At 70.2% G+C, this 14,107-nt stretch carries 11 protein-coding genes and 1 pseudogene; all 12 read left to right on the forward strand.

The genetic code is table 11. From position 1 onward, the window contains the following. Positions 1-275: 275 nt before the first annotated feature. Positions 276-5,072, forward strand: coding sequence for a S8 family serine peptidase (locus QME70_06505; protein MDI6894244.1), 4,797 nt, complete (start codon positions 276-278; stop codon positions 5,070-5,072). Between the two features lie 14 nt (positions 5,073-5,086). Next, a complete protein-coding gene (gene fsa / locus QME70_06510) occupies positions 5,087-5,752 on the forward strand; it encodes a fructose-6-phosphate aldolase (protein MDI6894245.1) in 666 nt (221 codons plus the stop codon). 95 nt (positions 5,753-5,847) lie between these two features. Continuing rightward, a complete protein-coding gene (locus QME70_06515) occupies positions 5,848-6,744 on the forward strand; it encodes a sugar diacid recognition domain-containing protein (protein MDI6894246.1) in 897 nt (298 codons plus the stop codon). 36 nt (positions 6,745-6,780) lie between these two features. Beyond that, a complete protein-coding gene (locus tag QME70_06520) occupies positions 6,781-7,503 on the forward strand; it encodes a hypothetical protein (protein MDI6894247.1) in 723 nt (240 codons plus the stop codon). 86 nt (positions 7,504-7,589) lie between these two features. Beyond that, a complete protein-coding gene (gene rpmE / locus QME70_06525; protein MDI6894248.1) occupies positions 7,590-7,832 on the forward strand; it encodes a 50S ribosomal protein L31 in 243 nt (80 codons plus the stop codon). Between the two features lie 77 nt (positions 7,833-7,909). After that, complete coding sequence (locus tag QME70_06530) at positions 7,910-8,860, forward strand: DUF1385 domain-containing protein (protein MDI6894249.1); 951 nt, start codon at positions 7,910-7,912, stop codon at positions 8,858-8,860. Continuing rightward, positions 8,841-9,962: a peptide chain release factor 1 gene (gene prfA / locus QME70_06535; GenBank protein MDI6894250.1), complete on the forward strand. Its 1,122-nt coding sequence runs from the start codon at positions 8,841-8,843 to the stop codon at positions 9,960-9,962. The genes QME70_06530 and prfA overlap by 20 nt, the downstream gene beginning before the upstream one ends. 39 nt (positions 9,963-10,001) lie before the next feature. Then, complete coding sequence (gene prmC, locus QME70_06540; protein MDI6894251.1) at positions 10,002-10,889, forward strand: peptide chain release factor N(5)-glutamine methyltransferase; 888 nt, start codon at positions 10,002-10,004, stop codon at positions 10,887-10,889. Beyond that, positions 10,871-11,932: an L-threonylcarbamoyladenylate synthase gene (locus QME70_06545; GenBank protein MDI6894252.1), complete on the forward strand. Its 1,062-nt coding sequence runs from the start codon at positions 10,871-10,873 to the stop codon at positions 11,930-11,932. Before prmC ends, QME70_06545 begins: the two co-directional genes overlap by 19 nt. A gap of 91 nt (positions 11,933-12,023) precedes the next feature. Then, complete coding sequence (locus QME70_06550) at positions 12,024-13,082, forward strand: hypothetical protein (GenBank protein MDI6894253.1); 1,059 nt, start codon at positions 12,024-12,026, stop codon at positions 13,080-13,082. Positions 13,083-13,086: 4 nt separating this feature from the next. Next, positions 13,087-13,581: a low molecular weight protein arginine phosphatase gene (locus tag QME70_06555; protein MDI6894254.1), complete on the forward strand. Its 495-nt coding sequence runs from the start codon at positions 13,087-13,089 to the stop codon at positions 13,579-13,581. A gap of 33 nt (positions 13,582-13,614) precedes the next feature. Continuing rightward, positions 13,615-14,046: pseudogene (gene rpiB, locus QME70_06560) on the forward strand (ribose 5-phosphate isomerase B). Positions 14,047-14,107: the final 61 nt, after the last annotated feature.

Consider the following 14,107-nt stretch of genomic DNA (forward strand, 5'->3'; position numbering starts at 1 on the left):
GGACGGGACCCCCTAAAACCGAGAGCTGCTGCGAATACCTATATCAGCGTGGATAACTCCCGCACGCGCGGCTGCCGGTCCGCCGGTTCAAAAAGCCCGCTCCCGCCGGCTGGCAACCGGCAGCCCCGGACTCGGGCGCCTGACCTCAGGGCAGGCGCTCTTCTTTTTTCGGGCTCCCTTCTCTGGCTGCGACGTCTCGGCAGTGGGTGGTTCCTGGCGTGCAGCGACGAGGGATGCAGGCAGTGGGATGCAGGCAGTGGGATGCAGGCAGTGGGATGCAGGCAGGTTTGTCCTCGGGCGGCGCCGAACTGATAAACCAGGAGCGGTTGGAGATGAGTCGCCTGCGCAGGGGATTGGCCCTGCTTCTCATAACGGTGCTTGCGGCGGGAGCCGTTTCCCTGGCGCCCGCCGCGGGGGTCGCCCGGGCGGAAGCGCCGGGCGTACCCGCCCCATCTCTACCCGTCTTTGCCGACCTGGTGGGACACTGGGCCGAGCGCGACGCGACGCTGCTCTGGGCGCGGGGGGCAGCGGAGGCGGGGGTGGAGGGCCTGTTTCATCCCAATGTGGCCATCACCCGCGCGGAGTTTGCCCGCATGCTGGTGCTGGCCCTGGGCGAAGCCTCCCTCACCGAGAGGCTGCCGGCTCCCTTTGTGGACGTGGAACCGGAGCGCCCTGACGCCGTGTACATAGCCCACGCCGCCGAGCTCGGGCTGGTGAGGGGGTACGGGGATGGTACCTTTCACCCTGATGCACCCATCACCAGGGCGGAGATGGTGACCATCCTGGTGCGTGGGCTGGGCCGGACGGGGGGCGGGAATCCGCCAGCCCCTGACTTCCGCGATACGGACACCATTCCCTGGTGGGCGATCAGGCAGGTTGCGGAAGCGGTACGGCAGGGCCTGGTAGAGGGCTACGAGGATCATACTTTTCGCCCGTTCGCGCACACCTCGCGGGCCGAGGCGGCCGCCTTCATCGTCCGCATGTTGCAGGCGCGGGCCACACCCCTCGACTTCTTTGGCGTCTTCCTGGGGTGGGGCGAGGGCACGGTGCGGATCAGCCTGGGTCTCACCGACATGGCCGGTTCGGCCGCCTCTGCGGCGAGCGGCGAGCGCGGCGCCGCCGCTGGCGCGGGCAGCGGGCATATCGCGGACTTTCGACTGGCGCCGGGGGTGCAGACCTTCCGCAACGGTTTGCGCGCCCACCCGTCGGCCCTCCTTCCCGGGGACGAGGTCGGGGTGGTGCTGGATGCCCGCGGGCTGGTTGCGTTTGTGGATGCGCACCTGGTCGCCATGTCCGGGACCCTGGAAGCGGTGCGGTGGGCCGGGGCGGTGTACTCCCTCTCCATCAGCGGGCAGGAGGCGCCGGTGCCGGTGTTGCCGGGTGCTGCCGTCTTCCGCAATGGCAGGCCGGCGGCCCTGACCGAGCTGCAGCCGGGTGACCGGGTGTATGCGCTGCGCGCGTGGGCGTCCGGCTGGGTGCGCGCCCTGCTGGCGGTGCGGATAGACCTGCAGGGGGAGCTGAACGCGGGGGATGAGGGGGCCGTGGTGGTGGTTCCGCCGGAAGGGAAGCCGTCGCGGGTGGAGGTCGATCCGCGGGCGGCCATCTTCCTGGACGGCAGGGTTGCCACCCTGGCCGACCTGCAACCGGGAGATCAGGTGGGCCTGGCTCGCGACGGCAAGGGCAGGGCCGTCTACCTGGAAGCGTGGCGTCGTGTGCGCGGGCCGGCGGAGGCCGGCACGACCGGCGGTGCGGGGCGAGCCGCCGCCACCGCGGCGGCGCATCCGCTTCGCACGCCGGAGCAGGCGGGGGTGCCCGCGGCAGCAGCTAAACCGCGCCTGGCACGGGCAGCGACGGCCGCAGTGGAGGTGCCGCGGCCGGGACGGGTGGCGGCGGCGAGGGTGGAGGTGCCGCGGCCGGGGCAGCGCCCGGGACCGCTGGCGGACGAGAAGGAAGAGGCCCGGGTGAGCCTGGATCTGACCGTCCGGGGGCAGGAGGCCATCCGGCTGCAGGATTTCCTGGCCGGTTTCCCGCCCGCCGCGCGTCCGGACGGTACCGGCATCACCATAGCCATCATCGATACCGGGGTAGATCCCTCTCATCCCGACCTGCAGTCGTGCCCGGACGGGTCGCCCAAGCTGGTGGACTGGGTCGACTTCTCCGGGGAGGGACGGGTGGAGGTGACCGATGAAGGGCGCGGCGAAGGGGACCGCCTGGCTACGCCCCTGGGCACCTTCCACCTGGGAGACGTGCGCTCGGTGGGAGGCGTCTACCGCTGGGGCATCTTCCGCGAGGCAGAGGTGGACACGGGGGCGCCCCTGGAGCAGGACCTCAACCGCAACGGGCACAAGAGGGATGTCTTCCCCGTTTTCCTGGTGGACGCCGCGGTGGCGGGGCAGTACGACACGGTCCTGGTGGATACCGACCGCGATCAGGATCTGGGGGACGAGGTGGCCCTGGTGCCGGTGCGGGTCACGGCCGCCCGGGGTGAGATGCCGCCGGTGGCGTGGATCGGGGGCAAGGGCGGGGGCGTGCCCTTCGTGCTGGCCGACATCGATGCGGGCGGGGGCTGGGTCGACCTGGGATTTGACGGGCACGGGCATGGGACCCACGTGGCGGGCACCGCCGCTGCCTGGAATCCCGCGGGGCTCAAGGGGGTGGCGCCCGGAGCCCGGCTGATGGCGCTGAAGGCACTGAGGTCCTCGGGCGACGGGTCCTGGAGCACCATCGCCCGGGCCATGGTGTACGCTGCGGAGCACGGGGCCCAGGTGGTGGGGATCAGTGCAGGCGGCAAGGGGGATTCCAGCTGGCAGGGTTCCCCGGAGTCCGAGTTGATGTCCCAGCTGGCCGACCAGTATGGAATTACGTTCGTGGTGGCAGCGGGAAACAGCGGCCCCGGGCTGGGCACCTCCAGTCCCCCCGGGGACGGCCGCACGTCGCTCATCACGGGCGCGTACATGTCCCCGGCCATGTGGGAGGCGGAGTTCGGTTACCAGGTACCCCAGGAGGGGCTGTGGGACTTCAGCGGGGTGGGACCCCGCGCCGACGGTACCCTCGCGCCGGAGGTGGTGGCGCCGGGGAGTGCCACCTCGTGCGTGCCGCGCTGGCTGGCGGCCGGGGGATACCAGCCCATGGACGGGACCAGCGTGGCAGTGCCCTACCTGGCGGGGATGCTGGCTGTGATGCGTCAGGCGGCCGAGGCAGCCGGCTACCGGCTCGATCCTGCAGGCTGGCGAGAAGCTGTGATCGCGGGTGCGCGGCCTCTGCGCGGGTACACCCTCGTCGAGCAGGGGTACGGGGTGGTGGATGCCGTCCGCACCTGGGAGGAGGTGCGCCGCCTGGCGGGCCGTCCCGCCGTGCCTCCCGTTCGCATCTCGGCCTACCTCGATCCCGGCGTATGCGTGCTGGCCGACACTCCCCCGTACGCAGAGGTGGAGGGGGGGGTTTACGCGCGGCAGCTCCGGCCGGGCCGGGTGCAGGCCACCGCCGTGAACCAGGGTGAGGACGTGGTGGCCCTGGATCTCGTGAGCGACGCGGGCTGGGTGCAACCCACCCGGCAGTATCTTTTCCTGCATCCCCTGGAGGCGCGTAACTTCGGAATCGAGTACCGCATCCCGGACGTGCCTGGCCTGTACGCCGCCCGCCTGCACGGTTCCGATGGGCAGCAGGACCGGTTCGCCTTCCTGTCCACCCTGGTGGTGGCCGAGGCGCTGGGGGAGGACGGGGACGGTAACCCGGCTCCTTTGACCCGCGGGCAATCCGGGTCGCTGGCGGCGGGGGCGTGGAAGCGTTACTTCTTCCGGATACCAGCCGGCGCTGGCCTGCTCCGTCTGACCCTGGGTGTGCCCCGCGGGGATTGGGGATACCAGGGCCGGGTTCGCCTCCACCTGTACCGGCCCGATGGGGGTCGCCAGGCGGTGAGCGACTATGTGGGCGCGGGTGCCCCGGCACCTCAGGCCGATATCGAGGTGCCGTTCCCCCGGGCTGGCGTCTGGGAAGCCGTGGTGCAGAGCGCTCCCTCCCTGTCGTACTACGGCTCGGACCGCAGCCTGTATACCCTGCGGGCCGATCTGCAGGCGGTGCTCCTCAACCCGGGTGAGTTGCGGCTGTGGGTGCCGCCCGGACCGGAGACCGAGGTGCGCGTGCCGGTGGAAGCGGTCAACCAGTACAGCTCTTTCACGGGGCTTTTGCGGGGGATGGGTCTGGCCCGGGCGGGAGCGGCGACCGAGCAGGGACAGACCACGGCCCTCACCGCCAGCCGCGCCCAGCCGGCCGTATTCCCGCTGCCGGCTGTGCCGGACGACGCCGTCGAGATGTGGCTGCAGCTTTGCGACCTGGTGCCATCGGGAGCGGATCTGGACCTGTACCTGTACCGGCGCAATCCCGATTCAGGGGAGTGGGAGGAAGTGGCGTGCGCCATGTGCCCCGGGCTGGGGGAGGAGCGCATCACCCTGAACTTCCCCGCTCCCGGCGAGTACGTCGCCTACGTGGAAGTGCAGGACAGGGATGATCCCGTCAGCGTGCAGCTGTGCTACGGATTTCTCACCGATCAGGGCCAGGTTACCGTGGAAGACGAGCCCGCCCCCAGGGAACCGGGCCAGCCCTGGTCGGCTCAGCTGGTGGTCCGGGTTCCCGCCGAGGAGGGTTTCTACACGGGCCGGGTGGTGGTCTACGACACCGTGGCCGGGCGCGGCCTGGGTGCCGTTCCCCTCATAGTGCAGCGCGGCTATCCCACCCTCATTGCCCAGGCAGTACCGGGCGCCCTGCCCGTTTCCGGTGGCAGGGTGGCCATCCACGTGCGCGAGGCGGCCGGCCTGGGAAGGGTGGAGTTGAGGGCGTGGGTAAACGGTCGCGTGTATCAGGTGGTCGATGGTGAGGTGCTGGTGCCCGTCGCCGGTGAGCGGGACACGGTGCCGTTCGACGTTCGGCTGGAGAGTTGCTCCTATGCCCTGTGGGACGGAATCACGGTGCTCCCCGTGGTAGCGCCGGGCTACAGTTCCGGCGGGCCGGCGGGGTGGGACCGCCACCACCTCATCCTGCAGGATCTCCTGCGCATGGCTTTGCAGCCACGGTGAACGGAGGGATCGGAATGAAGCTTTTCCTGGACACGGCGGACGTGGAAGAAATCAGGAAGGGGGTGGCGCTGGGCGTGGTCTCGGGCGTGACCACCAACCCCACCCTGGTGGCGCGGGTGAAGCGGCCTCTTCCGGAGGTGGTGAAGGAGATATGCGCCCTGGTACCCGGCCCGGTATCGGCCGAGGTGCTGGCCCGTGACACCGCGGGGATGGTGGAAGAGGCCCGGCGCCTGGCCTCGCTTGCCCCCAACGTGGTGGTTAAGATCCCGGTCACAGAAGATGGTCTGCGGGCGGTGAAGATCCTCTCGGGGGAAGGGATTGCCACCAACGTCACCCTGGTGTTCTCTCCCAACCAGGCCCTGCTGGCCGCCCTGTCCGGCGCCACCTATGTGAGCCCCTTCGTGGGCAGGCTCGACGACGTGGGCGCCGACGGGATGGAGGTCGTGCGCACCACGGTATCCATATTCCGCCAGTATGGTTTCCCCACCCGGGTAATCGCTGCCAGCATCAGGCACCCCATGCACGTGGTGGCGGCCGCCCAGGCGGGAGCTCCCGTTGCCACCGTGCCGTACGGTGTGCTCATGCAGATGCTGCGTCACCCCCTCACCGACGCAGGCATAGAGCGCTTCCTGGCCGACTGGGCCAGGGTGCAGGCCGCCCTCGCCACCACTGGCCGCTGACGGCGATCGCCGCCTTTCTCCGGTGTCCCTCATGTTCGAATAATAGGGTGCATGGCCGGCTCGGGCGGCTGGCGATGGGTGCGGGGGGTAGATCCATGAACGCGGAGGTATCGCCCGAACTGGCCCAGCTGCTGGCGGATCTCATCACTGCCGCCACCGGGCACGAGGTCATTGTCTGCGCGGGCGAGGGAGTCATCATCGCTGCCACCCTGCGCGAGCGCATCGGGACCCGGCACGAGGGGGCCCGGCGCATCCTGGCCGGGGAGGTGGACGAGATCGCCATCACCCCCGAGGAGGAGAGACGCTGGCAGGGGGTGAGGCAGGGGTACAACTGCCCGGTGGAAATCGAAGGGCGGCGCGCATGCACGGTGGGCATCCGGGGCGACCCCCAGCTGGTGAAGCCCCTGGCCCGGGTGGCAGCTCGCATGATGGGGGCGGAGGTCGAGATCAGCCGCCAGGCCCAGGCGCTGCGGCAGGACATACTGGGACAGGTGAGGGAGGTGGTTACCGCTGCCCAGCAGATCGCGGTTGCCGCCCGCAGCCTGGAGTCCCTGGGGGGAGGGTTGCGCGATCAGGCGCGCATCGCCGGGGAGCACCTGGCCCAGACCAACCGGGTGCTGGAGTTCATCCGCACGGTGGCCGTGCGCACCAAGTTACTCGGGCTTAACGCCCTCATCGAGGCGGCCCACGCCGGCGAACAGGGGCGGGGATTCGCCGTGGTGGCGGAGGAGATCCGCAAGCTGGCGGACCACAGTGCCACCTCGGTGAAAGAGATCCTGGGCGTGCTGGAGAACATCGGCGGTACAGTGGAAGAGATGACCACGCGCATCGCCGAGGTGGCTGCCATTGCCACCCAGCAGTCGACCGCCACGGGGCAGATCGCCGAGCGCATGCGCCTGCTCGAGGAGGCGCTGGAGAGGCTCGCCGTCAGCCGCGCCCCGGCCGCGTCCCAGCCAGGCTCCGCGGCCGTTGACGGGGGCGGACCGGGGTGATAACATCGCCGTAAGAGAGACACGAGGAGAGGTACCGTGCAGCAGAGCGAAGGCGAATGGCTCACCGCCCGCCAGGCGGAGTTTCTGGAAGTGGTGCACGACCTGTCCCGCCGCGGCGAGGGGGTCCACTACAGCGAGGTGGCGGCCCGCCTGGGCGTGAGTCGCTGGACCGCGTACGACGTACTTTCCTACCTGGCGCGGAAGGGTTTTCTGCGGGTGGAAAGGGAGCAGCGCCCGGAGCCCTCCCTGGTCGGCCGCTGTCGGGTGCTTTTCCGTCCCGTGCCGGGGCAGGAGGCGGCCGGGGCCGCGGAGATGGGGGATTGGTGGGAGGACCGGCTGCTGCGGCTGCGGCAGGATATCCGCGAGAGGGGCGTGTGGGCCGTCCTGCAGGAGGTGGTGGGCGAGCTTACCCGGGCCACCCAGCCCGCGGTCTTCTGCGCTGCCCTTACCCTCTCCCTGGTGCTGGCGTTGCGCGCAGTGGTGCGCGGGGTGGAATCCTCCAGCGCCCTCAGTTCCCTCCTTTCCTGGCTCATGGGAGCCGATGCCGGCCTGGCCGTGTTTGCGGGTGCGGTGGCGGGGTTGCTGCTCCACCATGGTTTGCCGCGCGACCTGCATGGACAGTTGGTGGAAAGGTTGCCCACCTTCGAGCAGGAGGTGGGTGCCATGGGGCAGCAGGGCAAGGAAACCCTCCGTCATTTCACCCTGAGCGCCATACAGGAGGTGTGGGGCCAGGAGCTGTCCGCCCAGACACCTGGATAGCGGCATGTTTTTTGGGCGGGTTTTTGTGTTATAATGCCTTTGACCCGCGGCGTGCGGGCGTGTTTATGTGTGTTGAGAGGTGTGGTATGAAGCCCAAGATTCATCCCGAGTACCATGTGGCCACCATCACCTGTGCCTGTGGCGCCGTCTATCACGTCGGTTCCACCAGGAAGAGCATGAAGGTGGAAGTGTGCTCCCGGTGCCATCCCTTCTTCACGGGTGTCCACAAGCTGGTGGACACGGGTGGCAGGGTGGAGCGGTTCCTGCGCAAGTACGGGAAAACCGGAGGCCAGGGCGCCGGGACGGAGGATACGGCCGGGAAGGCCTAGTCCCCGAGCGCCAGGGCGGAAGACGCCGCCGGGAAAACGCAGGCCGGAGCGGCGCGCGAGGTCGGGCGGGGAGACCCTTGGAAAAGCCATCTTACGGCGGTCAGGCGGTCATAGAAGGCGTCATGATGCGGGGCCCGGGCCGAATAGCCGTGGCCCTGCGCCGTCCTGACGGGCAGGTGGGAGTGATAGCTCAGGATTTCGCGGGGTGGGCTCGGGGACGTCCGTACCTGAAGTGGCCCGTGGTGCGGGGAGCGATTGCCCTGGGCGAAGCTCTGGTGCTGGGGGTTTCCTCCCTGCTGCTCTCGGCGCAGGAGATGGCCGAGTCCGAGGGCCAGAAGGTCGGCAAGCTGGAGATGGCGGGGACCCTTGCCCTCAGCGTGGTGCTGGCGGTGGTGCTCTTCATCCTGGTGCCCACCTGGGCGGTGAGTCCCCTGACCCGGGCCGGGGCGCGGCCCTGGCTCCTCAACCTGGTGGAGGGCCTGGTGCGGGTGGTCATCCTGCTCGGGTACGTGGCCGGCATCTCCCGCATCGGGGAGATCCGCCGGGTGCTGGAGTATCACGGGGCAGAGCACAAGGTGATCTGGGCCTACGAATCAGGGGAGCCTTTGCTCGTGGAACGGGCCCGGTCCTGGCCCCGTCTTCATCCCCGTTGTGGTACGGCCTTCCTGCTGGTGGCGGTGGTGGTCAGTATCATCTGCTTTGCCTTCCTGGGATGGCCGGGCCTGTTGTGGCGGGTGACCTCGCGCCTTGCTCTGCTGCCGCTGGTGGCCGGGGTGGCGTACGAGGCCATCAAGTTCTCCGCCCGGCCGGGTGTTCTGGGGCGGGCCCTGGCCGCACCGGGGTTGTGGCTGCAGGGCTTCACCACCCGGGAGCCGGACGACAGCCAGATCGAGGTGGCCATCTCCGCCCTCCGGGCCGTGCTGGACGAAGACGGCCCCGCTGCCGGGGATGCGGGGATGGAGGAAGACGGGGAGCCAGGGCGGGCCGCATCTGATGGGGGCGACGGCGGTGACACGCTGGCAGGATAAACTCGCATCCGTAGAAGAGAGGTATGGCCAGCTGGAGGCTATGCTGGGCGACCCGGAGGTAATCCGCCGGGGGGACTGGCACCAGGTGGCGCGGGAGAGGGCGCGCCTCGAGCCTCTGGTGGAGAAATACCGGGAGTACCGCCGGGTGGAGGAGGAACGGGCTGGCCTGCAGGAGCTCCTGCGCACCGAGTCCGATCCCGAGCTGCGCCAGCTTGCCGGGTCCGAGCTGGAAGAGCTGGACAGGAGGCGAGAGGATCTCGACCAGGAGATCCGCATCCTGCTCCTGCCGCGCGACCCCAACGACGAGCGCAACGTGGTGGTGGAGATCCGGGCCGGCACGGGAGGGGAAGAGGCCGCCCTTTTTGCCGGCGACCTCTACCGCATGTACACCCGCTACGCCGAGGCCAGGGGGTGGCGGACCGAGATGCTCAGTGCCAGCCTCACCGACCTGGGCGGGTTCAAGGAAGCGGTGTTCGCGGTGGAAGGGAACGGCGCATACAGCCGGCTCAAGTACGAAAGCGGGGTCCACCGGGTGCAGCGTGTGCCGGTTACGGAGGCGGGCGGGCGCATCCATACCTCCACTGCCACCGTGGCCGTCCTCCCCGAGGCGGAAGAGGTGGACGTCCAGATCTCCCCCGAAGACCTGCACATCGATACCTTCTGTGCCGGCGGACCCGGCGGGCAGCACGTCAACAAGACCGAGTCGGCCGTGCGTATCATCCACCGGCCCACGGGGATTACGGTGACCTGCCAGGACGAGCGGTCCCAGCATAAGAACCGGGAGAAGGCCATGCGCGTGCTGCGGGCACGCCTGAAGGAGCTCTACCGCCAGCAGCAGGAGGAGGCGGTGGATGAGGAGAGGCGCGCTCAGGTGGGGACGGCGGAACGCTCCGAGCGCATCCGCACCTACAACTTCCCCCAGGCGCGGGTCACCGACCACCGTATCGGACTCACCCTGTACCGGCTGGGCGCCATCCTGGAAGGGAACCTGGACGAGATCATCGACGCCCTGGCCGCCCACTACCAGGCTGAGCGCCTGCGGGGCGAAGAGGCGGCGGCCGATGCCGGCCGGACGGCTACCCCCGCCGGCGGGGGGCGGTGACGCCGGCAGGTGGCGGAATCGGTGGGGGAGGCTCTGCCGGTGAGGGAAGCACTGGCCCGCAGTACGCAGCAGCTACGGGGCGCCGGGGTGCCGGAAGCGGCCCTGGATGCGGCAGTCCTCCTGGCCCGGGTCCTGGGGACTGACACCGCCGGAGTCTACGCCCGCCGCGACACGGAGCTGGGGTCCGCCCGGCTGGAGGAGTACTGGCGGCTGGTGGCCAGGCGGGCCGGGCGGGAGCCGCTTGCCTACATAACGGGGGAGCGCGAGTTCATGTCCCTGGCCTTCCTGGTCGACCGGCGGGTGCTCATTCCCCGGCCGGAGACGGAGATCCTGGTGGAGGAAGCCCTGGGCCGCCTGAGCACCCACGGGGCTCGCGTGCGGGTGGCCGACGTGGGAACCGGAAGCGGGGCCATCGCCGTTTCCATCGCCCGCTACCTGCCCGGCTGCGGGGTGGTCGCTTCGGACGTGTCGCCTGCTGCCCTGCAGGTGGCGGGGGAGAACGCGCGACGCCAGGGCGTGGCAGACCGGGTGAGGCTCGTCGCCGGGGAGGGTGCCGGACCTTTGCGGCCCTGGGCGCCTTATGGGGCCATCCTCTGCAACCCTCCCTATGTGGGAGAGGGGGAGGAGGTCGACCCCGAGGTCCGATACGAACCGCGCCAGGCGTGGTGCGCCGGTCCCGATCCGCTGGCCCCCTACCGCCGGCTGGCCCGGGAGGCGGCGGACCTCCTGGAGCCGGGTGGGTTTCTGGCGGTGGAAGTGGGGGCGGGGCGGGCGTCCGCCGTGGTGGAGATTCTCGGCCGTCACCTGGTGGACGTGACGGTGCGGCCCGACCTGTCCGGGATTCCGCGGGTGGTGATCGGCACGCGTGCGGGCTCACAGGCGAAGCACCGGGCGGAAGGGCGGGGGGGATGCCCGTGGCGACCGTAGTATTGCAGGTTGACCCCTTGCGGCCCGATCGTGCCCCGGTCGCCCGGGCGGCCCGGGTGATCAGGCGGGGCGGGCTGGTTGCGTTCCCTACCGAGACGGTGTACGGCCTGGGTGCCGATGGCCTGAATCCCGAGGCGGTGAAGAGGCTCTTTGCCGCCAAGGGCCGGCCGCAGGACAACCCCTTCATCCTGCACGTGGCCTCGGTGGAGCAGGCCTGGGTCCTGGTGGATTGGGAGCGGGGCCGGGGTGGGGCCCGGGAGGCGGCAGGCCAGCTGGCCGCCCGCTTTTGGCCCGGGCCCCTCACCCTGGTCCTGCCCGCGGCTCCCGTGGTTCCCCGCGAGGTCACCGCAGGGCTGGACACGGTGGCGATCCGCATGCCCGACCACGCGGTAGCCCTGGCCCTCATCGAGGAGGCCGGGTGCCCGCTGGCAGGTCCTTCCGCCAATGTCTCCGGGCGGCCCAGCCCCACGGCTGCCGAGCACGTCCTGGAGGACCTGGAAGGCCGTATCGAGATGATCCTGGACGCCGGTCCCACGGGCGTGGGGGTGGAATCCACCGTGCTGGATCTCACCCGGCGGCCGCCCGTCGTCCTGCGTCCGGGAGGGGTGACGGCGGAGACCCTGGCCGAGGTGGTGGGTGAGCTGAGGGAGCTGTCTCCCGGTGACATGGGGGAGGGGCCTGCGCCCTCACCGGGTACCAAGTACCGCCACTATGCCCCCCGCGCACCGCTCCTTCTGGCCACCCGGCTGCCGCCGGCAGGACTTGAACGCCTGCTGGCCGAGGGAAGGCGCCTGGAGGAGGCGGGCCGCCGGGTGGGAGTGCTGGTGGCCGACGAAGAGGCCCCCCTGATTCCGGCCGCCTGGCTGGTGCGCACGGTGGGGAGCCGGAACCACCCTCGCGAGGTGGCGGCGCGGTTGTTCGCTGCCATGCGCGACCTGGAAAGGCTGGGGGTGGACGTAATCCTGGCCTTGCCTTATGCTGAGGAGGGGTTGGGTAGGGCCATCATGAACCGGCTGCGCAAAGCGTCTTCGGGCCCGCTATAGACGCCCGACGCGCCCTCGGGGAAGGGCCTCCCCCAGGAAGGGCGGGAGCCGGGGGAGGCCACCCCACTTGCAGAAAGGAAGAGCTTCGCGGATGGAGACACTGCCCGACTGGCTGCAGGAACTGATGCGGCTACCGGAAGGGGAAGCGAGAAAGGCGATCGACGATCTCGTGGCCGAGAGGACTGCGGAGGCGGCCCAGCGGCTGCGGCTGGTGGAAGAGGCAGGGTCGCCGGCACTGCGCAAGGAGGCCCGGCGCGCCCTGTACCGGCTGCGGGCAGCCGGGGTGGAAATACCCCCGCCCCGGCCGGGTCAGGCGGCAGTTACCCCCACCCGGGCCCTGATCTCCTGGGTTGACCGGGATGGGTACCTCATGGTGGCCTGCGTGGTGGATCGCCCGTCCGGCGGGGCCCGGCTGGTCCAGGCGGTGGTGGGTGACGAGGGGATGGTGAGGGCCCAGGCGGGCGAGGTGAGTGCGGGCCAGTTGAGGCGGATCATGAGGGAGCTCCAGACCCGGCCGGGGATGGTGGAGTGCCCGGTGCCCTATGTGCAGCGGGTGGTGACCGAGGCAGCGTCACGGGGAATGCCCGACGATCCCGAGCAGCGGGCCCAGGCGGACGCGGTGGTGCGCACGGTGGGACGGCCGGCGGGCGAGGTTCCCCACCCGGCCTACGGGGTGCTGGACGCTCTGGCCGTCAAGTGGGATCCCGATCTCCTGGCCCAGACTCCCCGGTTGCTGGAGACCGAGGAGATGGCGGGATGGGCTCTGCCGGCGGAGGGCGTCGAAGGGTGGGGCAGGCGTTACGAAGAGACGGCCTCGAGCCCGCTGGTGCTCGATGCCGCCACCCAGCGGGCCAGGAACCGGGAGCTCATGCGGGATCTGGTGCGGGAGGTGTTCCCGCCCGAAGCCCTCCCGGCGTGGTGCCGGCGACTGGAAGACATGGCATACTACTTCTATCGGCGCCAGGAGGAGCGCAACGCCAGGCTGGCCCTGGCGGCCGCCCTGGCGCTGGGCGGAGGTCAGGACAGGCCCGCGGGGGAGGCGACCGACCATCCCTTTCTGCTTGCCCTGGCGGAAAAGACTCTGCGCGAGTGGCGCCAGCAGAAGGAAGCGGGGGAGGAAGGGGCGCGCATCGTCGTCCCCGGGAGGTGAGGTCGTGGCCGGGGAGGGAAAAGTCCTGTTCGTGTGCGCCGGAAACACCTGTCGCAGTCCCATGGCGGCGGCACTGTTCCGGCGTCTCATCGACGAGGAGTGGTCCGACCAGCTGGGGAAGCTCCAGGTGCTGTCGGCAGGGATATGTGCTCAGGAAGGGGACGCCGCTTCCCCCCAGGCCGTTTCCGTGATGGCCCGGCGGGGGCTGGATTTGACCTCCCATCGGGCCCGCAGGCTGCAGCCGGAGATGGTGCGGGAGGCAACCTGGGTACTCACCATGACCGGCGCGCAGCGGTACGAGCTGCTCAGGATGGTGCCGGAGGCGCGTGATCGCGTCTTCGTCCTGAAGTACTTCCCCCCCGGGGAAGACGAGCCCGGCCCCCAACACGATGTGGGCGACCCGGTGAGGAGGCCGGAAGAGGTTTACGAGGAGGTGGCCCGCGAGCTGGAACAGGCGCTGCGCCGGGTGGCCGGCTACCTGGCCGAGCAGGACTGCTGAAGCGGGAGTCCTTCGGGAGGCAAGGTGAGATCTTTGCGGGTGGCGGTCGGTGCTGACCACGGTGGGTTTCCCCTCAAGGGGATTCTGATTGAGGCTCTGCGGGAAGAAGGCGCGGAAGTCCTGGACTTCGGGACCGACTCGCCGGCGGCGTGCGATTACCCCGACCTGGCCCTGCCCGTGGCCCGGGCGGTGGCGGGGGGAGACGCCGACTGGGGCCTTCTCATATGCGGCACGGGCATCGGCATGTCCATGGCGGCCAACAAGGTGCGGGGGGTGCGGGCCGCCCTCTGCCACGATCCCTACTCTGCCCGCATGGCCCGCGAGCACAACGATGCCAACGTGCTCTGCCTGGGAGCGCGGGTGATAGGGCCGGGACTGGCCCGGGAGGTCCTGGGAGCGTTCATGGCGGCCCGGTTCGCCGGCAGCAGGCACGCCCGCCGGGTGGACAAGATCCGGGCCCTGGAAGGGGGCCAGGTGGCCCCGCCCGACAGCGGGAAGACAACCCCGGAGGATAGCGGACGGGCAG

The sequence above is a fragment of the Bacillota bacterium genome (assembly GCA_030019365.1).
GTDB lineage: Bacteria > Bacillota > Sulfobacillia > JACIYH01 > JACIYH01 > JACIYH01.